Origin of the sequence: Streptococcus mitis (genome assembly GCF_003942965.1) — a bacterium.
GTDB lineage: Bacteria > Bacillota > Bacilli > Lactobacillales > Streptococcaceae > Streptococcus > Streptococcus mitis_BH.
In genome coordinates, this window is the sequence record NZ_RJOG01000001.1 from 114,428 (window position 1) to 136,878 (window position 22,451).

Annotated in this window: 14 protein-coding genes; 1 reads left to right on the top strand and 13 read right to left on the bottom strand. The window is 43.9% G+C overall.

Translation table 11 applies throughout. From position 1 onward, the window contains the following. Positions 1-7: 7 nt before the first annotated feature. From D8837_RS00635 to D8837_RS00660, 6 genes are all read right to left on the bottom strand, one after another. A complete protein-coding gene (locus D8837_RS00635; protein ID WP_000818354.1) occupies positions 8-931 on the bottom strand; it encodes a carbohydrate ABC transporter permease in 924 nt (307 codons plus the stop codon). A gap of 13 nt (positions 932-944) precedes the next feature. Then, positions 945-1,874: an ABC transporter permease gene (locus D8837_RS00640; RefSeq protein WP_001032153.1), complete on the bottom strand. Its 930-nt coding sequence runs from the start codon at positions 1,872-1,874 to the stop codon at positions 945-947. A 324-nt stretch (positions 1,875-2,198) separates the two neighbouring features. Next, complete coding sequence (locus tag D8837_RS00645; protein ID WP_125455864.1) at positions 2,199-4,079, bottom strand: beta-N-acetylhexosaminidase; 1,881 nt, start codon at positions 4,077-4,079, stop codon at positions 2,199-2,201. Further along, positions 4,073-4,942, bottom strand: a complete 870-nt coding sequence (locus tag D8837_RS00650; protein ID WP_185755630.1) for an ROK family protein — start codon at positions 4,940-4,942, stop codon at positions 4,073-4,075. The genes D8837_RS00645 and D8837_RS00650 overlap by 7 nt, the downstream gene beginning before the upstream one ends. Before the next feature lie 83 nt (positions 4,943-5,025). After that, on the bottom strand, positions 5,026-7,671 hold the full coding sequence (locus D8837_RS00655; protein ID WP_125455866.1) for an alpha-mannosidase: 2,646 nt from the start codon (positions 7,669-7,671) through the stop codon (positions 5,026-5,028). Positions 7,672-7,769: 98 nt separating this feature from the next. After that, positions 7,770-9,050, bottom strand: coding sequence for a glycoside hydrolase family 125 protein (locus D8837_RS00660; protein ID WP_125455867.1), 1,281 nt, complete (start codon positions 9,048-9,050; stop codon positions 7,770-7,772). A gap of 170 nt (positions 9,051-9,220) precedes the next feature. Between D8837_RS00660 and D8837_RS00665 the strand changes: the two genes are divergently transcribed. After that, positions 9,221-11,305, top strand: coding sequence for a GH92 family glycosyl hydrolase (locus D8837_RS00665; RefSeq protein ID WP_125455868.1), 2,085 nt, complete (start codon positions 9,221-9,223; stop codon positions 11,303-11,305). 45 nt (positions 11,306-11,350) lie between these two features. Here D8837_RS00665 and D8837_RS00670 read toward each other — a convergent pair whose 3' ends face one another. The 7 genes from D8837_RS00670 to adcR all read right to left on the bottom strand — a co-directional run bounded on the left by D8837_RS00670 (position 11,351) and on the right by adcR (position 22,266). Then, complete coding sequence (locus D8837_RS00670) at positions 11,351-13,033, bottom strand: alpha-L-fucosidase (RefSeq protein ID WP_125455869.1); 1,683 nt, start codon at positions 13,031-13,033, stop codon at positions 11,351-11,353. A gap of 1 nt (position 13,034) precedes the next feature. After that, on the bottom strand, positions 13,035-16,823 hold the full coding sequence (locus tag D8837_RS00675) for a sugar-binding domain-containing protein (protein ID WP_125455870.1): 3,789 nt from the start codon (positions 16,821-16,823) through the stop codon (positions 13,035-13,037). Between the two features lie 337 nt (positions 16,824-17,160). After that, positions 17,161-18,045, bottom strand: a complete 885-nt coding sequence (locus D8837_RS00680; RefSeq protein WP_004235732.1) for an SPFH domain-containing protein — start codon at positions 18,043-18,045, stop codon at positions 17,161-17,163. Positions 18,046-18,807: 762 nt separating this feature from the next. After that, positions 18,808-20,313, bottom strand: a complete 1,506-nt coding sequence (gene adcA, locus D8837_RS00685; protein ID WP_125455871.1) for a zinc ABC transporter substrate-binding lipoprotein AdcA — start codon at positions 20,311-20,313, stop codon at positions 18,808-18,810. Positions 20,314-20,322: 9 nt separating this feature from the next. Beyond that, the gene (locus D8837_RS00690) at positions 20,323-21,129 is read right to left on the bottom strand and encodes a metal ABC transporter permease (RefSeq protein WP_000950030.1); all 807 of its coding nucleotides are present in this window, start codon (positions 21,127-21,129) and stop codon (positions 20,323-20,325) included. Beyond that, complete coding sequence (locus D8837_RS00695) at positions 21,122-21,826, bottom strand: metal ABC transporter ATP-binding protein (RefSeq protein WP_001269496.1); 705 nt, start codon at positions 21,824-21,826, stop codon at positions 21,122-21,124. The genes D8837_RS00690 and D8837_RS00695 overlap by 8 nt, the downstream gene beginning before the upstream one ends. After that, positions 21,826-22,266, bottom strand: a complete 441-nt coding sequence (gene adcR, locus D8837_RS00700) for a zinc-dependent transcriptional regulator AdcR (RefSeq protein WP_079253020.1) — start codon at positions 22,264-22,266, stop codon at positions 21,826-21,828. Before adcR ends, D8837_RS00695 begins: the two co-directional genes overlap by 1 nt. Positions 22,267-22,451 lie beyond the last annotated feature (185 nt).

The window sequence follows — 22,451 nt, forward strand, 5'->3', positions numbered from 1 at the left end:
ATAAGCACTATTCTTTCACGCCACCGATAGTCAAACCTTTTACAAAGTAGCGTTGGAAGAATGGATACAAGATTGCGATTGGAAGGGTTGCAACTACAACCATAGCCATACGACCTGTTTCTTTCGGTAGAGCAACTCCCAGTTGACCAGATAGGCCGACTGCTTTTGCGATATAGTCCATATTTTGCTGGATTTGCATGAGCAAATATTGCAATGGATACAAGTTGTCACTCTTGATATAAAGAAGGGCGTTGAACCAGTCATTCCAGAAACCAAGTGCTGTTAAGAGCGTGATGGTTGCGATACCTGGTAGTGATAATGGTAAACAGATTTGGAAGAAGATCCGGGCCTCACTGGCACCATCGATACGAGCGGATTCGAGAATAGCTTCGGGAATGGTCTTCTTGAAGAAGGAACGCATCAAAACAATATTGAATGGTGAGAGAAGCATTGGAACAATCAAGGCCCAAACAGTGTCACCAAGCTGAAGTACACGAGTTACCATGATATAACCTGGTACCAAACCAGCATTGAACAACATACTAAGTAGAACGAAGATTGTAAAGAATCTGCGATACTTAAAGGTTGTCCGTGAGATAGCGTAAGCATAAGTTGTTGTGATAAAGACATTTGTCAATGTCCCAACTACGGTTACAAAGACTGAGATGAAGAGGGCTTGGAGGATTTTATCCTTAAACTGTGCCAAGAACTCAAATCCATCTAATCCAAATTGAGATGGGAAGAAGCTATATCCATTTTGGAGGATACTCTTTTCATCTGTCACCGAAATAACGATAACGAATACAAAGGGTAGGATACAAGAGAGGGCAACCAAACCAGAAATGGTACTAAAGAAGATATCTGCTTTCTTACTGAAGGAGTGAATGCCGACATTATCAATTTTTTCTTTTTTAATTTTCTTTTCTGCCATATTCTCCTCCTTTCTAGAACAAAGCTGAGTTTGGATCAACTCGTCTTGCAAGTAAGTTTGATAGGATAACCAGAATCAAGCCGACTACTGATTGATAGAGACCTGCCGCTGAAGCCATCCCGATATCTGCTGTCTGAGTCAAGCCATTATATACATATACGTCCAAGACATTGGTTACGTTATAAAGCTGACCAGCATTGTGGGGGATTTGGTAGAAGAGACCAAAGTCTGCACGGAAGATATTTCCGACTGCAAGGATAGTCAATACGGTTACCAGCGGTGTCAACTGCGGAATGGTGACATTGCGAATTCGTTGCCATTTGCTGGCCCCATCCACTGTCGCTGCTTCGTAGTAGGTTGGATCAATTCCCATGATTGTCGCATAGTACATGACACTGCTATATCCAAAACCTTTCCAAATACCTAGGAAAAGTAGGAGATATGGCCAGATGCCTAAGTTAGCGTAGAAATTAATTTCCTTCATTCCGATAGATTCTAGGAAATGGTTGAAGACCCCTTTATCAATGTTTAGGAAGGCATCTGTAAAGAAACTGATGATAACCCAAGATAAGAAGTAAGGGAACAACATGGAAGTTTGGAAGATCTTAACCATTCTCTTAGAACGGAGTTCACTGAGGATGATGGCAATCCCTACTGATACAATCAAACCGATAAAGATAAAGCCTAGATTGTAGAGGACAGTATTTCGAGTGATGATAAAGGCGTCTTTTGAACTAAACAAGAATCTGAAATTATCGAGTCCGACCCATTTACTATTCACGATACTATCTATAAATCCATTACTGGTCATGTGGTAGTCTTTAAAGGCAACCACGTTCCCAAATACTGGAATGTAGAAGAATAGAATCAACCAGAGTGCCCCTGGCAAAACCATCAAGAGAAAGATCCAATTGTCTCTCAAGGTTTTTGAAAACTTATTCATAATTTCCTCCCTTTTTTATTTTGATATCCATCTAAAAATTCCTTTTTAGACTTTTGATAACGATTACATTATTAGTATACTCCTATTTGAAGGTTAGGTTAAACTACTAATTATAGAAAAAACTCCACAAATTATTTTATGTGGAGTACTTGTTTAAGAAAGGGATGTTTCACGAGAAACACTCTGCTCAAGGCAAGGTGTTCTTGTTTTTATACTCAATGAAAATCAAAGAGCAAACTAGGAAGCTAGCCGCAGGTTGCTCAAAACACTGTTTTGAGGTTGCAGACGGAAGCTGACATAGTTTAAAGAGATTTTCGAAGAGTATTAAGTTGTATAAATCGTCGAAGCTGTCGCAATGGTATGCCACTGGTTGGCTGTTGTGGCTGCGAAGTTCTTGTCTGCGTAGAAGTCAGTAAATGGTAAGATTTCCACTTCTAGCTCATCGATACGGTCCAGCTGACCTGCCAGATAAGCCTCGATGCGGCTTTCTGCTCGCTTGATGCGTTGCAAGAGTCCACCCATACGGATATCAACTGTGTCCAAGCCAAAGACCTTGTTTTCTTTCATCCATTGGTGGCTAAAGAGGGCATGGAAGTGCTCAATTTGTCTTCTGAGTTCTGGTAATTCTTGTCTGGCGATTCCTTGCAGACTTTCTTTATCATCTGCTTGATAGGCTTGACGAATACGTCTTCCCACATCGACTTTGCTACTTAAAATCTGATTCAACTGGGCCTGAGTTTCAAAGAGGTAGGCATAGTTGCCAGCTTTTTCTTTAATGTCAGCAAGCGTCTCAGCAGCCTGAGCAAAGTGTGGTTTATCCTGTTCAGGTGTCATGTGCTGGTCAAGTATCGGACAGAGAACATCCTGATAAAAGACATAGCGGTTGGGATTGATCCCGCTGAGATTACCTGGTAGGTCTGGCAAGAGATTAGCTAGGTCAATCTGCATGAAATCCTCAACTGATAGACCTGTATTAGTCTTGAAATGATCAGACAAACGGTCTAGGTCATTGCGGTAGCTGAGTTCTGCCCAGATTTGCAAACTTGGTAGGACAGAAAACTGAGCTGTCTCGCCACCATTGTCTCCCCAACCCGTCACAATGACTTCTTTGATATCATTGGTACGACAAGCTTTATTGGCTTCAATAGCGATGAGACGGCTGAAATGGTTATTGGGTGTGAAACCAATCCACTTCCAAGCACCACCTGCAAAAGCAAGGTCATGGCTAATCTTGTGATGGTTGCGGAAGTTGCGATTGTATTTTTCCTCGCTATCCTGATAATAGTCCCAGTAAACCAAGGTCACACGGTCTTTGAGACGGTCTAGGTAGACGCGAGTTTCCTCTGGAATTTCCACATCACGGTCATACTGGCCATCCGCTGACATAAGTTTAAAGAACATATCGCTCCACATCTGGCAGTGGAAACCATATTTGTCAGCAATATCCAGCACGCGCTCCAAGTGTTGACACATGAGGAGACTACGATCCACAACGCCGTTTAGAATCAGGTAGCGTCCCAAACCAACCAAGTGGGCTTCGTCCATCCCGATATTGACCTTGCGAGTCTTCAGTTTAGACAGGGTGGCAAACATACCATCAATCAGGTCATAAACCTTTTCTTCGCCAATAAGGAGAATGTCCTCCACATCACGGAGCTCCTGCACTTCTTTGACACCCCATTTAACAAAGGCTGACAAGTGGGCCAAGGTCTGGATGCAAGGAACAAAGGTCATGTCAAACTGCTGGGCATAGGCTTCGATTTCCTGCAACTCCTCAGCCGAGTAGGCTCCACGAAAATAGCCAAAGTAAGGCTGCCCTTCAATCTGGTAGGTGTCTTCCATGTAAAGCTCAAAGGTTGAGTAGCCCATGAGAGCCAAGACCTCAATCATCTGCTTGGCAGAAACCACATTCAGCACCGCATTTCGAGAACAGTCTGCCATATAAGCTAAATCTTCATAAGCTGCTTGTTCCTCAATCTCTACCTTGTCACCTTCTGCTAGGGATGTTGCCAACAGGGACAAGGCACGATAAAGTTGGTGGGGTTTGCGGTAAGTTAATTGATAGTGTCCACCCTCACCCTTGATAGAGATAGAGGCTTGGTCAGACTGAGCGACAGCTACCTCTACATCTGGTAGCGAAATGTGCTTTGTCTGCAAGTCGATTGCCTGAGTTTGTTTGGAACTAAGTCCTGTAAATCTTACCATTGATTTTCCTCCTGTAACCAGTTGACAAGGGCACCGTAGAGATTGGCATCTGCGTGATAGGTGCAGGCTTGTATGACAGGTGCGACCGTGTATTCTTCGTAGATCTCGACAAAGTTATCAACAGCCTTCTTGACACCTTGAATAAAATCTGGATTTTGACTGATAGATCCTCCCAGGCTAATGACATCTGGATCAATCAGATACTGAATATTGAGCAAGCCTTGCGCCAGATTACGGTTCATGCGCTCAATGGCTTCTTGGCAAAGAACATTTCCTGCTTCGGCCTCTTGGTAAATCTTGCGACCGTCCCAATCAGTCTGACCAGATTTTTCAATCACGTAGCGCACCATATTCCCAGTTGATGCTAGTTGCGACCAGTTGTTGAGCTTTTCAGCAGGGGCAAGGGTGGTCATGTAGCCAAATTCTCCACCCAGGCCGTGGCGACCTCGATGAAGTCTACCATTGATAATCATGGCTCCGCCAATCCCTGTCCCAATCACGACACAGGCTGCATTTTCAAGTTCTGGCTGGGCTAGTAGTTCACTGAGTCCAACGCAGTTGGCATCATTTTCTAGATGGACAGGAATCTGATAAGAGCTAAGCGCCTCATACCAAGAAAATCCGTGAATGTAGGGCACCGCACTGAAGCCATCAATCACACCTGTCTCTTGATTGACCGCGCCTGGAACGCTCATAGCAATCCCGCTATAATCCTGTTCTGACAAGCGCTGGTCTAACCAAGCTAGTAAATCCTCCAAGTTTTCAGGCGTTGAGATACTTGTCTTATCTAGTATTTTCCCATCAGGAGTCAGACTGGCAAACTTAATTCCAGTTCCTCCGATATCAATCGTTGCAATGGTCATTGTTTTTACCATAAAAAGGGGCGAATCAGCAGTTAGTTCTTACCTTTTCGCCCCTCCTTTCTTTTTATGTTTACTCTTTGAAATTAAATTTCTTCTTTTTTGATGAATTCTGTACGAATCTCTTGTGGTGAAATGAGGCCTCTATGAACTGGGTATGGTCGTTCAAGTAGGTCAAGGAAGAGATGTTGACTTTCCGGTACACGTACATTTTCACTACACATATTGTAGTAGCGAAGAACATAGCCTTCTTCATTTTCAGCTACCTTAAAGGCTGTTGGACAAATTTGCGGTATGCTGAGAACAGAATGGCTCAAGAGGCTACCAGTCGCAGCCACTCCGCCTTCTTGTCTAGTAAGCTGAAGGCTGGTAAATGGTGTCTGCAAGGCTTTAGCACGACGATAGGCTGAGAAGCGTTCTTGGGCTTGGTGGCATTCAAGCGCAAACTCGACTTCAAACTCACGCAAGCATTGTGCTTCTGGTGTTGGGAAATAACCCCAGTCACCCAACTCACCTGATGCACGCAAAATAGTTACTGCAATAGTGTCGTCTCCAAGGATTTCGTATTCATTCAATCCCTTGTTGGATACAGTCACCCCTTTTTCATCGTCATACAGACTGACAAAGGCTTGTTGGTGTTGAGGATTTTCAGGATTTTCCCATGAAGCAGCTGGTTTGTTTGGTCGTGTCACCACCTCATAAATGCTTTCAGAATCATTGCTTGGACGCGTGTTGTGAGTCTTGACCAAGAGACGGATACGGTGGTCTTTGGCAGTGTTGGTAAAGCGAGTTTTAAAGCGGATTTGTGGATTATCAACGAAGACAGTCATCTCTGTTTCAAGGGGAATGCTTGTCAATTCTTCTGACCGTCCAGCCTCACGCTTCATAAATTCGATGATGCCTTTTTGCTCTTCTTCCAGTTTTTCATCGGCACTGACAGGCACGGTCAATTCATGTTTGAGCAAGATTTTAGCATAGCGAGCTGTGTTTTCCAAGACCTCGTAGCCCTTTAATTCTGCATAGATTGGCTCTGTTCCTTTTGGTTGGAAATAGATATACTCGTTTCCGATGTCACCACGGTCTTCGAAGCGGATAAAGTCTTCATAGGCTTCGTGAGTTGTCTTGTCATAGACTGTGATGTTGTCATCCACACTAACCGTTACAAATGGTGTATCAATCACTCCGTTTTGATAAATACCGTCGCGGTGTTCTTGTTCTCCTTCCAGCAATTGGAAGGTTGTCCAAGAAAGTGGCGCCAGGTGAACTGGAATGGTCACGCGCACTTGTCGAGCGATACGAGCTTGGCGGAACTTGTCTTTTGGTAAATCGTACTCAAAATTAGCCCCAAGGTCTTCGATTTTAGCCTCTACAGGACGACCATCCAAGTCCTCCACACGATAACTTGGCAAGGTAAGAGCAGCCATCTTCTTGTAGCCTTCTGTTGGGTGCAATTCCTTGAAATCACAAGTCGCCACATCAATCACTGTGCTGACAGTATCAACCTTATCATGCAAGCCTGTGTTAATGACAGTAAAGAGATAATCACTTTGAGCCTTAGCTGTAGCGATTTTGCCCTTCCACTCGTTAAGAAGATTGCTCTTAACAAAGTTTCCGACTTGATTGACCTTGGCAAAACGTGTCTCCATCTCACGGTGAACTTCGTCCACGCTACAACCACAGATACTATCATGCGGCGCATTTTGCAAAAGTGTTTTCCAAGCATAGGTCAACTGGTCCTTGTGGTTATGACCCCCAGTGATAATAGTCAAGGGTTCTACAACTTGCTCTAGGAGGTTGCTATTTTCTTGGAAGGCTTGTTTGAGATAAATACGAGATGAAGAAGTGTTGGCAAGTGTGTACCAGCCGTCTGTTTCCTGACTGGTCAACTCACCTGTAACCGTTGATAATTGCTCTGGTAGGGCACTTTCCACAGCTTGGACATATTCATCAAAAGAACTATGAACAAAGGTTACATCTGGGAAGAGTTCATTTGCCACACGAATGGCTTCACTCAAATTTTTCTGGACAGGCTGATGGTCACAGCCGTTCATCATCAACCATTGGTTGGTCGAAGCATAGTCACGCACGTCTGCCAGTTTTTGTTTCCAGAAGGTCAAGGCCTCGTCTTTATCAACTGGAATTTCATTCCCATTACTATACCAGTTGGCAAAGAGGATACCGAGGACACGACTTCCGTCCGCACCCTGCCAGTACATTTCTGAAAATTGAGAAGTAAACTGCTCATCTTCGAGGACTTGGTTGTCAAATCCAATCGGTTTCACACCACGACCAAAGGCTGCCACGTGAATGCCTGATTTTTGAAGGATTTGAGGAGCTTGTCCCATATTTCCAAAAGTATCTGGGAAGTAACCAATCTGGGTTGATTTGCCCCATTTGGCAGCTTCTTGCTGACCAATAAGAGTATTTCGGACATTGGCTTCACTTGAAATCAAATAATCATCCTGCAAGATGTAAAAGGGACCAATTTTCAATTTTCCTTCGTCAATGTAGCGTTGAACTTTGTCACGATTTTCAGGGCGAATTTGCAAGTAGTCGTCAAGGACAATAGTTTGTCCATCCAAGTGGAAACTCTTGAACTCAGGGTCATTTTCAAAGAGATCAAAGAGATTGTCAAATAATTCCACCAACTGCATACGGTGGCTTTCAAAAGGCAAGTACCACTCACGATCCCAGTGACTATGTGAGATAATATGTACGACAACATTTTCCATGAAGTAAAACCTCATTCTAAATTTAAATTTTTATTGTTAACGTTTTAAATGTAAATTTGTGATTCTTTCCAAGAATCAATTGCGTTTAAGCGTGTTCCTTAGCGGATATCCAAGTAATCCAAGACCAATTCACAGAACATCATGTTGGCCCAAGAGAACCATTCACGAGAATAAAGAGTTGGGTCATCCACGTGGAAGCTTTCGTGCATAACACCTGTACCACCATCGCAAGCAACCAGCTGGTCCAGCAAGAATTTTTTCTCTGCCCTATCTCTTGTTGTCAAACCTTGGATAGACAGAGCGATTGGCCAGATATAGCGATAGAAGGTATGAGAACTTCCGAGACCGCTAGCGTATTCTCCTTGGTAGAAGTATGGATTTTCAGGGCTCAGAATGGTACGACGAGTTGCTTGATACACTTCATCATCGACCGAACAGTAACCAATATAAGGTGCAGCCAGCAGACTTGGTACGTTTGGATCATCCATGATGCTAGCATTTCCCAAACCGTCTACTTCAAAGGCATAAATCTTTTCGCCCTTGCTGTTGCTTGTGTAGGCGTAGTTTTCGATACCTTCTTGGATCTCCGCTTTGAGACGCTTAGCATCAGCAATAACACTCTGGCTATCAGCTAGGTCTAGTTCTGCAAAGATTTCTTGAACATACCCCAAAACAACAACTGCAAACATATTTGACGGAATCAAGTAACTATACTGACAGCAGTCATCACTCGGACGAAAAGCTGACCAGGTCATGCCTGTCACTGCAAAGTCAGGGCCAAATCCATCATTTACCAAGGTGTCTTCCTTACGGTCCGTATCTCGGACAAAACGATAAGGAGAGTTCTTGTGGTCTTGTTCCACCGTCCAAAGATGGAGAATTTCCTTAGTCGCTGCGACAAAAGTCTCATCAAACTGACTAGTCTCGCCAGTCTCTTTCCAGAGGAGATAGGCCAACTGCAAAGGATAGCAAAGCGAATCCACCTCGTACTTGCGTTCCCAAATCCAGCCATTAAGGTCTGTATGGTCGGTCTCGTGGTGCCCCTTCCAGTTTTCCTCTATGTTGAAGGAGTTGGCATAAGGATCCTTGAGTACCAAGGTCATCTGACGCTTGACCAAACCTGCAATGGTCTGACGCAGGAGGGCATCTCTTTTAGCCACATGCAGGTAGGGTCTGAGTTGGGCTGTCGAATCTCGAAGCCACATAGCAGGAATATCTCCTGTGAGTACAAAGGTTGAACCATCTTCTAGGATTTCAACCGTATTGTCCAAGGTGTCGGTGTAGCAACGCTCGAAAACATCCACCCACTCTGGATGGTCCTTAGCCCGCTCTGCCACTTCATCTAGCCATTCTCTAACAATTTCTTTTGAATAAATCATCGTGCAGTATCCTCTTTCAAACAAGTTTCATTTTCAGTATATAGCTTTTGAGACAGAAAATACATACACAAATGATAGTCATTTTTCTACAAAATAGTTATCTTTGAAACTCCTTTTCTAAAGGTTCTCTTTTTCTGATATAATGTAGAAAAACAGCTAAAGGAAAGACTATGAAACCACTACTTGAAACCATCGATACCCGCTTTGGAACTGCCAGCAAGCATGCCTTTTCTCGGGGAAATACCCTGCCATACACAGGCGTGCCTTTTGGGATGAATTACTTTGTGCCCCAGACCAGTGACCAGGAGGGCTCTTGGTTTTTTGATCCACATCTGCCTATTTTTCAGGGGATTCGTTTAACCCACCAGCCCAGTCCTTGGATTGGGGACTACTCTTGGCTCCTTCTGACACCTGTCACAGGCCAGCTAGGTGGAGACAGCCTCTTCCATCGTCAGTCTTCCTATGATATGGATAAGGTCTCTTTCCAATCTCATTATCTGAAAATTTTCTCCCTGCGCTATCAGATTGAAACCCAGCTTACACCGACTTGCTACGGTGCTTCTATTCGTTTGGAGCAAAAGCAAGGCAAAGCCCTCTCCCTCTACCTTCACGCAACAGATGAACTAGCAGTAGAGCAAGTAGATAAGCGAACTCTTGCCCTGCGACAAGAAGGTAAAACTGAAACCAACAAAAATCCACTAACTATGTTCACTGCCCTGCAAATGAATACGGATATCCTTGCTATCAACCAAGAAGGTGGAGACTGGCGAATCGACCTGGCAGATAGTCATGCTGAAATTCAGCTAGCGACTTCTTTCATCTCTCACTCTCAGACTCTGCTTAATCTACCTCAAGAAGATTTTGATAGCTGTAAAGCAAATGCCCAAGCGGATTGGGAAAATCTCCTCCATCGTTTTGACATTATAGAGACAGGAGAAGCTGACCGAACCTTCTTTGATCACTGCCTTTACAGACTCTTCCTCTTCCCACAGACTTTTTATGAGGTTGATGAATCAGGGCAAGCCATCCACATAGATTTGGCTACTGGAACTGTCAAGCCTGGTGTCCTCTTCAGCAACAATGGTTTCTGGGATACCTTCCGTACCACCTTCCCCCTCTTTGCTCTTATCATACCGGAACACTACCACCGCTTCTTAGAAGGATTTCTCAATAACTACCGCGATACTGGTTTTCTTCCAAAATGGCTGGCTCCAGATGAACGGGGTATGATGCCAGGTACACTTTTAGACGGTATTATCGCAGATAGCGCCTGCAAGGACATGGCCCCTGACCTAGAAGAAGAACTCCTCCAAGCCATGCTTGAAACAGCCAGTAAGACCGACCCTCTCGGTATCAATGGCCGTCACGGACTAGAGCAATATCAAGACCTGGGATACCTCTCTACCGACCACCACGAAAGCGTCAGCCACACCCTAGACTATGCCTATAGCGATTTTTGTATCGCTAGCTGTAGCAAAAAACTAGGGAAAACAGAAATCGCTGAAACCTACAAGGTTGCATCACAAAATTACCGCCATCTATTTGACGCTGAAACAGGTTACATGCGAGCGCGTGATGGTCAAGGAAACTTCCGCCCTGACTTCTCTCCTTATAATTGGGGACGCGACTATGCCGAATGTTCAGCCATCCAAGCAACTTTAGGTGTCCTCCACGACATCCCAGGCTTGATCCAGCTTATGGGTGGAAAAGAAGCCTTTAACAACTATCTTTTAAAAGCCTGTCAGGAGGCTCCCCTCTTTGAGACAACAGGCTATGGCTACGAGATTCATGAAATGAGCGAGATGGCTACTGCTCCTTTTGGGCAACTCGCCATTTCTAACCAACCTAGCTTCCACATTCCTTATCTCTTCCGCTACAGCGATTACCCTGACTACACTGCCCTTCTCATCAAGACTCTCCGTCAGAAGGCCTTTCACCCAAGTTGGGAAGCCTATCCTGGTGATGAAGACAATGGCAGTCTCTCAGCCTGGTACATTTGGTCGGCTCTCGGATTTTATCCGACCTGTCCAGGCAAACCAAACTATGACCTCGGAATCCCTCTCTTTGACCACCTCCGAGTCTATCTTTCCAAAGAAGATAAATGGTTGGATATCCATGCTGAGCAAAACCACAGCCATTTTAACTTTGTAAAAGAATGCCGACTGGATAAAAACCTAGTATCAACTATTCAACACCAAGACCTTTTAAAAGCTGAACAACTAACCTTTACACTTAGCTGGTTACCAAGTCACTAGCTAGTAGACAAAAGAACCTTTGTATCGTGCAAAGGCTCTTTTATTTTATGAAACTTGTACTTGAAGTTGATCAACCAGTTGTCCATCAACAGTAAGATTCAGATAGAAATCCAAGGTCTTGTCAGCAGCAAAATACAGGGTTGGTAGGCACAAATCTTTTTTGCTTTCCCCTGCTTGGAATTGAAGGACTTGAATCTCGTCCTGATAGGCGACACCATGGACACCTGTCCCTGGTTGAATCGAAATCTTAACTTCCAAAGGAGTATTACTTTCGCTACGTTCAATCCTAAAATGAAGAGTCTCTCCCTTTGTCACAGCTAGACTTTTTTCTGCAAATGCTAACCCCTGAACAGCTACTGTTTGTGATAATCTCGGAGTTTTATAGAGTGAAATCTTGGTCAATACAGGCATAGATTGCGCCTCGGTAATCATCACGCGCACCTTCTGTGCCTCTACTAGCGAACCTCGCAAGAGGCGCTTATAACCAACTGTAAAGCCTGTGCCAAATTCTTGCCAGACGCCATCCATCTCTACTTGCACATGAAAAGCAGCAATTCGTTGCCCTAGCTTCAAATCCTCTCTCAACTCAATTACATCAAAAGTTTTAGGTGACCCTAAGTCGAGTTCTAACTGGATTGGCAAGCCTGCATCGCTTGCCCAAGAGCTGGTCTTAAGGCCATCTGTCAAATAGTGACAGGCAAAGTCTGCGGAAAGAGCAGGACCAGATACCTTAGCTCCCAGAGCCAAATCTTCTTTATAGAGCTCATTGCGATAGGCCGCAAATTCATAGAGACGTTCAATATCCTTTGCATCAAATAGCCCAGCTTGATTCGGCGGAATATTAAGTAGGAGCGGGGTTCCTCTCCCCACTGAGTGAAAATAGATTTCGACCAACTCCTCAAGTGACTTAGGATCCTGCTCTTCATGGTAAAACCAACCCGGTCGAATAGAGACATCTGCCTCACCGATTGAAAAAATAGTGCCTGAAGAATCTCCATGCTGAAGATAGTCCAGCTCTGCTTCTGTTCCTAGTTTGTCAGGATTCACCTTTTGCCATAGGGGGTCACCTGCATATCCTCGTTCATTGCCAATCCAGCGGATACTAGTGCCTTCTGTTGAAAAAATCAAGCAATCGCCCTGCAGGTCACGAATGGTTTCAAACCATTTTTCAAATTCATAATTGACCTTTTGAGCGCCCTCTCCTCTGGCACCATCCATCCAGACCTCAGCAAATTTCCCTTCATTTCCATAGGCAGGATTTGATAAAATCTCCTTCAGCTGAGCCAGATAATAGGCATTATAGTCCGCTTCTCGGTCCACATGATAGAGGGGGCTGTGGGCGTCCCAGGGTGATAGGTAAACCCCCATATCCATATCAAACTCTGTGGCAGCTTGGGATACTTCAAGGAGCAAATCCCCCTCTCCATTCCTCCAAGGACTGGCCTTGACCGAATAATCTGTATGAGCTGTCGGATAGAGGACAAAGCCATCGTGGTGCTTGACCACCAAAATCAACTTTTTAAAGCCCGTTTCCTTGAGCACACGCACCCATTCACGTGCGTCTAACTGTGTCGGGTTAAAACGTACAGGATCCTCCTGACCTGTCCCCCATTCCTGATTATAAAAGGTATTAGGTCCAAAATGGATAAAGGCCGCTAGTTCATCCTCTAAATAAGCTAGCTGGGCCTGACTAGGCAAGGAGCCATGCGGTTTTATTTCTCTTACCATACTATTTCCTATCTACATTTTTCTTTACTTTTTTGGCATGTACTTGCAATTCTGTTAAGGCTAGGGGACTGGTCAAGCCTTCAAATCGAAGACGAAGGGCATAAGTCTCCACCTTGTCAAATTCAAAACGAAGCTCTTCATCCTTGTCGCTTGAAACTTTTCGGATAGCTGATACAGGGCGCCAATTCTCCTCTTGCTTGAGCAGGGAATCCTTATCCAAATGGTTGGAAGTCCAAGGCAATGCAGGCTCATTCCCTATGTAATAATCAATAAAGCTAGGATCAACCGCCACGTATTCTTGATTCTCAACATAATACAAGGTCAGGTTATCCACAAATCGCGGTTTTAAAATCCCTGCATCTCCAAAAAGAATACCCACGCTGGCTTGCTCTGACTTGGTAATCCAAGTATTGGCTGTCGATTTCTTCCGAGCAATGACCTTGTCATTGAGGTAAGAGGCTGGGTGATTTGACTCTGAGTGAGAAGCAAAGACCAGAGGCAGGTTAGACCCTGTCCACTGATTGGAAATAACTTCTCCATCTACACTGGCATCTGTCACATGAATGGTGACTATTGCTGGCAACTCACAGCCCGCTACTTGTCCTGTGAGCACATATTCTCCTACCTGAGCATAGATTTGAGGCTTGAGTTCATCCCAAGTCACCTTGGCCGTATCTCGTCTGCCATCTGATAAGACTAGCTTAACTCGATCTGGTAAGTGTGGGGGTTCCTTGACAAGCGTCCAAACCCTCTCAGGCTCAATAGCGCAAATCCCTTGAACACAAACCTGAGCAGAAGCCTTTAAATCCAGACCCTCTAGCTGACCAGATACTGTAAACTCATGAAAGCCTGCTATATCTTCTTCCGAGATTGCTTCCCAAACAACCTTGACTCGTTTTGTACCCCCGAACTCATAGTCCACCAAAACTGAAGATGACATCTGTGGATAAGTCCCCTTAGCTGTATACAAGCGAAGTGGTCGTACAGAAACTGCCTGCCCTAGTGAGGTATTTTCTGCGACTTGCAAATGAGTTTGATAGGTCTCCCCTTGATAAATGGCGCGAATAGCCAAGTCGCCTGCAGACAAGCAATGAAGCACTCCCTGCTTGATAATGGCGTGGGCACTACCACTAGTCTCCCAAATCACTTCACTATTCCCCACCTTGTTCACAGGGTTATCCACAGTTTGTGGATAAAGTCCAATAGCTGGGGAATCCCCTTCTTGTAATCCTGCCTGCTTGTCCACTCGAATCTCAAACAAGCGCTTATTTTTCACTGGTTGGGTAGCCAAAGCCTCTCCCACTAAGATATCAAAACTTGCTGGCTCTAGCCCTCTGGCACTGGCCTTTACTCTTACGTGACCTGCCTGATCTAAACTCTGAACCAAAAGGACACCTCTGCCATGAAAGGCTTGCCGCTTAAACTGACCATTTTTCTGGGCTTGGTAACGTTCACGACTGGCCTGCCTGCCATTATCCACACCCACAATACGAGCAGGGCCTTCAATTTCAAAATGAAGCTGATTGAAAGCACTCGGCACCCAATTTCCAGCTTGGTCCAATACATCAAAATAGAGATAAAGGAGGTCTTGCCCATCTGGCTCCAGTTGTGATTTATCGGCATGTAACCCGATTTTGGCTGGCTTACCTGCAGTCACCACCCTATCTTCTGCTACAATCTGACCTTGACGGTCATAGGCTACAGCATTCAATTCTCCTGGTTGATAAGCCAAGCGCCATTCGAGATAGAGTTGGTCAGAACCTTCTCCCTCTTGGTATTTTCGACCGTCTGAAGTCCATTTTTCCTGAAAAGTCTTCCTACCTTGAGATTTTCCATTGAGAAATAGCTCTACAAAACCAGCATTTGAATACACTCGAACAGGGATATCCCCATACTTATCCACAACTTGTTGATAACTCTTGTGGATTTTCCAATTCCAGTGGGGCAGGATATGAACCATGGGATGCTGATCTAGGTCCAACCACTGACTTTGATAGAGATAATAGTCATTTTTAGGAATCCCTGCTGTATCCACGATCCCAAAATAAGAACTCTTGACAGGTGTGTCATTTTGATTGTGCCAAGGGGTCGGCTCACCGATATAGTCCACTCCTGTCCAAATAAACTGACCTGCGTAATCTAGCCGATTTCTATCTGCTATCCAAGAAGCTGTCGCTGTCTTCCCCCAAGGAACTCGATCATTACCATAGTCTGACTGTTCAAAATTCCGCACGCGGCGATTATCCCCAACCCATTCCTTAGCTGGGCGAAAATAGCTGTCACGCGTCCGTGTAGCCGATGAGGTTTCAGACCCATAAAGTCGCCACTTGGGATGTCTTTTGCGAATCCCATCAATATTGTCTTCTGAGTAATTCAAACCCACCACATCCAGCAAATCAGCAATCTTTTCATGACCTCCAGAACCATCGCCAAAGCGGAATTGATCCATTCCCATGGTCACAAAACGGCTATCATCAACTTCCTTGACCCTTTCTAGCAAGCGTTTGATAGTCTTCAATGAATGAGCATCGCCATTTGCTTCGCTGACTTCATTTCCCAAGGACCACATAATGAGCGCTGGGTTGTTCTTGCCACGCTCAATCATGATTCGCAAATCGTAATCTGACCAGAAATCGCCTGCTTTCGCTTCTGGATGAGTCGCTTCTTCCTCAAAAAAGCGACCATAGTCATATTCTTTCTTGCCTCCATACCAGGTATCAAAGGCTTCTTCTTGAATAAGTAGCCCCATTTTAGCAGCCACATCCAGCAAAATACTACTAGCTGGATTATGGGTGATTCGAATCGCATTGACGCCCATTTCCTTCATCTGGCGCAAGCGTCTCTCAGCAGCTGACCTATTTTCCACAGCTCCCAGCGCTCCGTAGTCATGGTGCAAACAAACCCCATGAATCTTCAACCAGCGACCATTTAGAAAGAAACCCTTATCCGCTTGCCAATCCATATAACGGTAACCAAAAGTCTCCTCTTCTTCATCAACCAAAATGCCATTTTTGTAAAGGCGAGTCTTCAATTGGTAAATGTGGGGATGATCAATATCCCAAAGCAAAGGTTGGAAAATTGATATGGCTTGTTGGAAAGAATATTTGTCCCCAGACTCAATCACTAGAGAGTCTGTCGCCTGCCAGTCTGACAGCTGTTGGCCATCATACCAGATACTCTGTTCCAAATACACCGACACGGACTGAGGTCCGTCATTTGAAACCTTACTTTCAAGCTGAGTTTCCACCCATCCATCTCTTTGTTCCTTGAGCTTGGGACTTCCTATCCTAATCCCATATAAATCCAGATGCACCGAATCTGTAATCAATAATTTTACTTCTCGATAAATACCGCTACCAGAGTACCAACGACTGCTAGGTTGCTGATTTTCCACAAAAACCGTAAGCTGGTTGGCCGTCCCATCATTTCTTAGATAAGGCGTGATATCATAAGAAAAGGGTGTATAGCCATTGGGATAATAGCCCAGCACTTGCCCGTTGATATAGACTTGGGCATTCATGTAAACTCCATCAAACAACAAACGCACCGATACAAGACTAACATCTTCTTCCAAGTAAAACTGCGTCCGGTACCAGGCCTGACCCCCATTTAGCTGACCACCCTCATTTTGCGCTGGCGAATACTGGTCAAAATCATTGTAAATACTCCAGTCGTGTGGCACTTGAATAGCCTGCCAATTTCCCCTCTGAAAATCCGGTGCCAAGGCATCCTCTTTCCCCACCTCTTGACTAAAAAACCAGTGATTTCGTAAAACTTCTTCTCTTCTCATACAAGCATTCCTCTTTAAACAAGTCTATCAATTTGACTATATCACAAAACAAAAGCGCTTTCAATATTTCCTCCATCACTCCCTAAATACTCAGAAAAGATTCTATAATTTGTGGAGGAGGATTTTAATCCTCAAAGCTACAAGGATAATACAAAAAGAGCCTGTTGCCAAGCTCTTTGTACTCAATGAAAATCAAAGAGCAAACTAGGAAACTAGCCGCAGGTTGCTCAAAACACCGTTTTGAGGTAGTAGATAAGACTGACGAAGTCAGTTACATATATCTACGGCAAGGCGACGCTGACGTGGTTTGAAGAGATTTTCGAAGAGTATTAGTCTATTATTTCTTCTCAGCACGGAGGGCTGACAAGATTTGTGTACGGATATCATCCACACCATTTGGCGTATTTGGTAAAAAGATAGTTTGATTTCCTTTAGAGGCAAAGGTATTCAAAGTATCCAAATACTGGTTGGTCAAGAGGATAGACATGATTTGTTCTTCTGTCATGCCAACATTGGCTTCCTTGAGTTCCGTGATAGACTCTGCCAATCCATCCACAATCGCCTTACGTTGTTGGGCAATCCCCACACCATGGAGGCGGTCTTTTTCTGCTTCGGCTTCAGCTGCAGTGACGATCTTAATCTTATCGGCTTCCGCCAATTCTTGCGCTGCGACCCGCTTACGTTGCGCCGCATTGATTTCATTCATGGATTGCTTAACTTCTGCATCTGGTTCGACCTTAGTAATCAAGGTTTTCACAATAATATAACCGTAAGTAGTCATTTCTTCTGCTACTTGGTGTTGAACTTCAAGGGCAATCTCATCTTTTTTCTCAAACAATTCATCCAAGGTTAATTTTGGAACAGAAGAGCGAAGAGCGTCTTCGATATAAGATTTAATCTGAGATTCTGGACGCATGAGTTTATAGTAGGCATCTGTCACGCTCTGCTCGTTGACACGGTACTGAGTCGCTACATTCATCATAACGAACACATTGTCCTTGGTCTTGGTCTCAACCACAATATCGCTTTGCAACAAGCGCAACTGAATCCGCGCTGCAATCGAGTCAATCCCAAAAGGTAAGCGAATATGAATACCGCTATTGGCAACCTTTTGGTATTTCCCAAAGCGTTCAATAATCGCCACCGACTGCTGACGAACCACATAAACTGTACTCAGTGTGACTATTACCAATAGGAGCACACAAACCACCACAAAAATCATCAAAAATGTTGCCATTATCGTGACCTCCATCATTATTTTTCCTGTATTATAGCACATTTAAAGAAGGCTGTGCAGTTTTTACTGCGGTTTTTCCTGAAATGTCAATAATTAGAGGTGAATTGTCACATTGTCGTCAAATCTCTGTCAATTTAAGTTACATATGTTATAAACCATGCTCAGAGTATTTCTAGTTATTTATCTAAGTACTATCTGAGTTTTACAAGTCATGGACAAAGAAACGAAACAAGTAACGGTTAATCCCTTTAAAAAACTCACAAAAAACATCATTGAAGTGAACCGCACTCCAATAGTTCAAGCATTAAGTGAGGTTGATAATCTACATTTGATGTGTATACTATTTTTGTTTTGTCATCGGTTACCGATTACGTTCCTTACGGTTCGTGAGAGGAGGTGAAACTAATGAGCCTTATGCCTGAGCTTGCTCTTACTATTATAGCGGATGTAATAGCAGGAATTATCTTGTATTTCGTCTGCAGATGGCTAGATGGTAAGAAATAGACCGAATGACTAGCCTATCAACACCCGTTAAATCGCTAAGATACGTCAAAAAAGCCCTTAACTACTGGCATAGTTAAGGGCTTTGATGTTCCAATGAACCTTATCCATTAAAATCATTCTAACATACAGACCCCGATATTTCAAGAGTTTTATTTATTGTTTAAAGTTCTGAAAGGTCTATAATGCAGTTAGCTATCTAGTACCCAAAAACCGACTAGCTCCTATGAACTAGTCGGTTTCTCATCAATGGGCCAACATTTCTTGGGCGATTTCTTGTCCAGATAGGTTATCTGGGTAGTAGGTTGGCCAGTTATCCATTTCTTCAAAGAGGGCTTCTTGGCTTGTGCCTCCAAAGAAGATATGGAAATGTTCTGCCTTAACTGGGGCGATATTGTGGTCACTAAACTGAACATACTTGAATTGTCCAGCATCAGCATCTGTGGCTTCAAAGAGGAAGCGCACACCACGATTTCCTTTCTTGTAAGTCAAGATTTTCTGACCAACATACTTGTAAGTATATTTCTTGCTTTGTCCACCTTGAACAAATTCCATGGTGTTATCAGTAATGTTAATCTTATTCACATCTGTCTGATAGCCTTTTGTATAGTAGGCCTTGTACTCAGCCTGAGTCATCTTACCAGTCAACTTAGCCTTGTAGTCAAAGACTTGGTCAAAGGTTCCATCTTCAAGGAAAGGATAAACTGATTGCCAGTTACCTGCATAGTCACTCAAGGTGCGGTCCTTGACATCTGCATCTTCAAAGTAACCATTTTGAACTGTCTTGGTATCCTCTGCCTTTTCAGGCTCAATTGCTGGGCCTTCTTGGTCCGTTGTTTGTTTCAGAGCCTTGAGGTTTTTCTCCATCACGGAAATGTAGTTTTCTCCATCCTTGGTGTCCTCTTCTGTCAGACTTTCTAAAGGATTGAGGACATCTGTTTTGACACCTGCCTCTTTTGAAAGTGTGTTAGCAAGGGCCTGTGAGGCATTTTCTTCAAAGTAGATATAGGCAATTTTATTTTTCTTGACATACTCTGTCAATTCTGCCAAACGAGCAGCTGATGGCTCTGCATCTGGAGAAAGTCCTGAGATTGCGACTTGTTTGAGCCCATAGTCCAAGGCAAGGTAGTTAAAGGCTGCGTGTTGAGTCACAAAGCTCTTTTGTTTGGCTTGAGACAAACCTTCTGCATAAGCCTTGTCCAAGGCTTGCAATTTTTCGATATAGGCAGCAGCATTCTTCTCAAAGGTCTCTTTTTTATCAGGATAATCTGCTGACAAGCTATTACGGATGTGCTCTACTAGTTTAATGGCACGAACTGGTGATAACCAAACATGGGGATCGTACTCATGGTGATGGCCTTCTTCTCCATGGTCATGGTCTCCCTCTTCTTCCTCACCACCTGGCAAAAGCAACATATCGCCTGTTGCCTTGATGGTTTTGACCTTTTTCTTATCCAAAGTATCTAGCAATTTAGGAACCCATGTTTCCATGTTTTCATTTTCATAAACGAAGGTATCTGCGTCTTGGATTTTGGCAACTGCCTTGGCAGACGGTTCATATTCATGGGGTTCTGTACCAGCACCGATGAGAAGTTCTACATTAGCAGTATCTCCTGCGACTTGCTTGGTAAATTCATAGACAGGGTAAAAGGTTGTCACGATATTGAGTTTGCCATCTGCCTGCTTTTGATTGGAACAAGCCACTAAAAACAAGGCACATAGACTGGCGATCAATAAGCTAATTTTTTTCACGTTAGTCTCCTATTTGATAAAACGTCTTACTAAACTAATGAGTAAAAAGACAGTTACAAAAATAATGGTAATACTTGCACTTGCAGGTGTTTCTGCATAGTAGGAAATGTAAAGTCCTGCTACCATTCCCAAAAATCCAATAGCACTGGCAAGCAGCATAACCGATTTAAAGTTTTTCCCTAGACGCAGGGCAATACTAGCTGGCAAGACCATAATGGTCGATACCAGAAGAGCTCCCGCAGCAGGAATCATAAGGGCAATGGCCACCCCCGTCACCATGTTAAAAAGAATGGACATGGTACGAACTGGCAAGCCATCCACAAAGGCCGTATCCTCATCAAAGGTCAAAATGTACATCGGACGAAGGAAGAGGAAGGTCAAAATCAAAACAACCGCCGCAATGACAAAGAGGGAAATAACCTGCTCTTCGCTGATAGTCACGATTGAACCAAAAAGATACTGGTCCAAACTCATAGAACTCGAGCTTTTACCCTTGCTCATGACAATCAGAGAAACAGCCAGACCCGTTGACATGAGGATAGCTGTCCCGATTTCCATAAAGCTCTTGTAAACCGTACGGAGATACTCCAGAAAGACCGCCGCAATCAAGACAATAGCAATAGTGGAAATAGTTGGCGAAATCCCCAGAACCAGACCAAAGGCTACACCCGAAAGCGAGACGTGGCTGAGGGTATCACTCATCAAACTCTGACGGCGCAAGATAAGGAAGGTCCCCAATACCGGCGAGAAAAGACTCATGGCAATAACGGCCAGAAAGGCACGTTGCATAAAGTCATAAGATAACAAACTAAGCATGGCCCACCTCCTGATCATTCTCATGAACATTGAAACAACGCCATGGCGAGTCTTGGTTACGGACTAGATGAATATTGCGATCCGCATAATCCTTAACTTCTTCAGGGTCATGGGTAATCATCAAAACAGCCTTGCCATGATGATGGGCGCTGTGGTGCATGAGTTCGTAAAATTCATTTTTACTTCCTGCATCCATTCCCGTTGTCGGCTCATCTAGGATAAACACATCTGGATCCGAAGCAAACATACGCGCAATCACCGCTCGCTGCTTTTGCCCTCCAGAAAGAGACCCCAAGCGTTTGTCTCGGTGTTCCCACATGCCAACTGAATCCAGACTAGCCTTGATATGCTCCTCATCATGAGCATTCAAGCGACGGAACCAGCCTTTTCGTGGATAACGACCCGACTTGACAAATTCGTAAACCGTACTTGGAAAACCCGCATTAAAACTGGCAATCTGTTGAGGAAGGTAGGCTATTCTCAATTTCTTACCCTGTGTATTTGTCTTTGAAATAGTCACCTTGCCAATGCGTGGTTGGAGGATACCAAGACTAGCCTTGATCAGTGTCGTCTTAGCTGCCCCATTCTCCCCCGTCAAGGTAACAAATTCCCCACTATCAACACTATAATTGATATGTTCAAGAACGGGCTCCTTATCATAATAGAAGGATAAATCCTCTACCGTAATATATCTCATTATTTGATTTCTCCTACTAAAGCAGTCAAAAACCGCTGGATCACTTTTTGTTCATTTGGAGTAAACTGAGTCGCCACTTGTTCATAGGTTAAAAGTGTATGCTCATGGTGATGGTGGTGCTCCTCAGCAATTGGGCGAGCCAAATCAGTCAATTGATAAAAAATCACACGCGCATCCTTCGGATCTTTAGATGTTTCCAACATCCCTTCCTTGACCAAAGACTTAATGGCCTTGGTAACTGCTGCCTGACTGACATTGAGGCGACGCGCCAATTCTGAATTTGTTAAAGATTCCTCTGACAAGAGCATGAGAATATGCTCCTGGGTATTGGTCAGGGCCACCTCGCTAGTACAATGACCTATTAGGATTTCATGCTGATTTTCTGCCTGCAAAATCACCTCATTCAAAAAGGTATCGATATCCTTCGCTAGCTGTCTCATATCTGACTCCTTTCCTTTTGGACTTCTCTTTTTAAGAGAAAATACTATTCTTTGAAATTATTTACTGGTTAATTATATCACAAACAGAATAGGAAGAAAAGACCCTAACATTACTATTTTAGATTAACTTACATCTAAAACTCACGATCAAGCCATTTCTATTCTAAATCCCCTATCCAGATTCA

Excerpts from the sequence above, each read along its gene's own strand:
- D8837_RS00635 (WP_000818354.1), bottom strand. The coding sequence starts at position 931 with ATGGCAGAAAAGAAAATTAAAAAAGAAAAAATTGATAATGTCGGCATT.
- D8837_RS00640 (WP_001032153.1), bottom strand. The coding sequence starts at position 1,874 with ATGAATAAGTTTTCAAAAACCTTGAGAGACAATTGGATCTTTCTCTTG.
- D8837_RS00645 (WP_125455864.1), bottom strand. The coding sequence starts at position 4,079 with ATGGTAAGATTTACAGGACTTAGTTCCAAACAAACTCAGGCAATCGAC.
- D8837_RS00650 (WP_185755630.1), bottom strand. The coding sequence starts at position 4,942 with ATGACCATTGCAACGATTGATATCGGAGGAACTGGAATTAAGTTTGCC.
- D8837_RS00655 (WP_125455866.1), bottom strand. The coding sequence starts at position 7,671 with ATGGAAAATGTTGTCGTACATATTATCTCACATAGTCACTGGGATCGT.
- D8837_RS00660 (WP_125455867.1), bottom strand. The coding sequence starts at position 9,050 with ATGATTTATTCAAAAGAAATTGTTAGAGAATGGCTAGATGAAGTGGCA.
- D8837_RS00665 (WP_125455868.1), top strand. The coding sequence starts at position 9,221 with ATGAAACCACTACTTGAAACCATCGATACCCGCTTTGGAACTGCCAGC.
- D8837_RS00670 (WP_125455869.1), bottom strand. The coding sequence starts at position 13,033 with ATGGTAAGAGAAATAAAACCGCATGGCTCCTTGCCTAGTCAGGCCCAG.
- D8837_RS00675 (WP_125455870.1), bottom strand. The coding sequence starts at position 16,823 with ATGAGAAGAGAAGAAGTTTTACGAAATCACTGGTTTTTTAGTCAAGAG.
- D8837_RS00680 (WP_004235732.1), bottom strand. The coding sequence starts at position 18,045 with ATGATTTTTGTGGTGGTTTGTGTGCTCCTATTGGTAATAGTCACACTG.
- D8837_RS00690 (WP_000950030.1), bottom strand. The coding sequence starts at position 21,129 with ATGCTTAGTTTGTTATCTTATGACTTTATGCAACGTGCCTTTCTGGCC.
- D8837_RS00695 (WP_001269496.1), bottom strand. The coding sequence starts at position 21,826 with ATGAGATATATTACGGTAGAGGATTTATCCTTCTATTATGATAAGGAG.
- adcR (WP_079253020.1), bottom strand. The coding sequence starts at position 22,266 with ATGAGACAGCTAGCGAAGGATATCGATACCTTTTTGAATGAGGTGATT.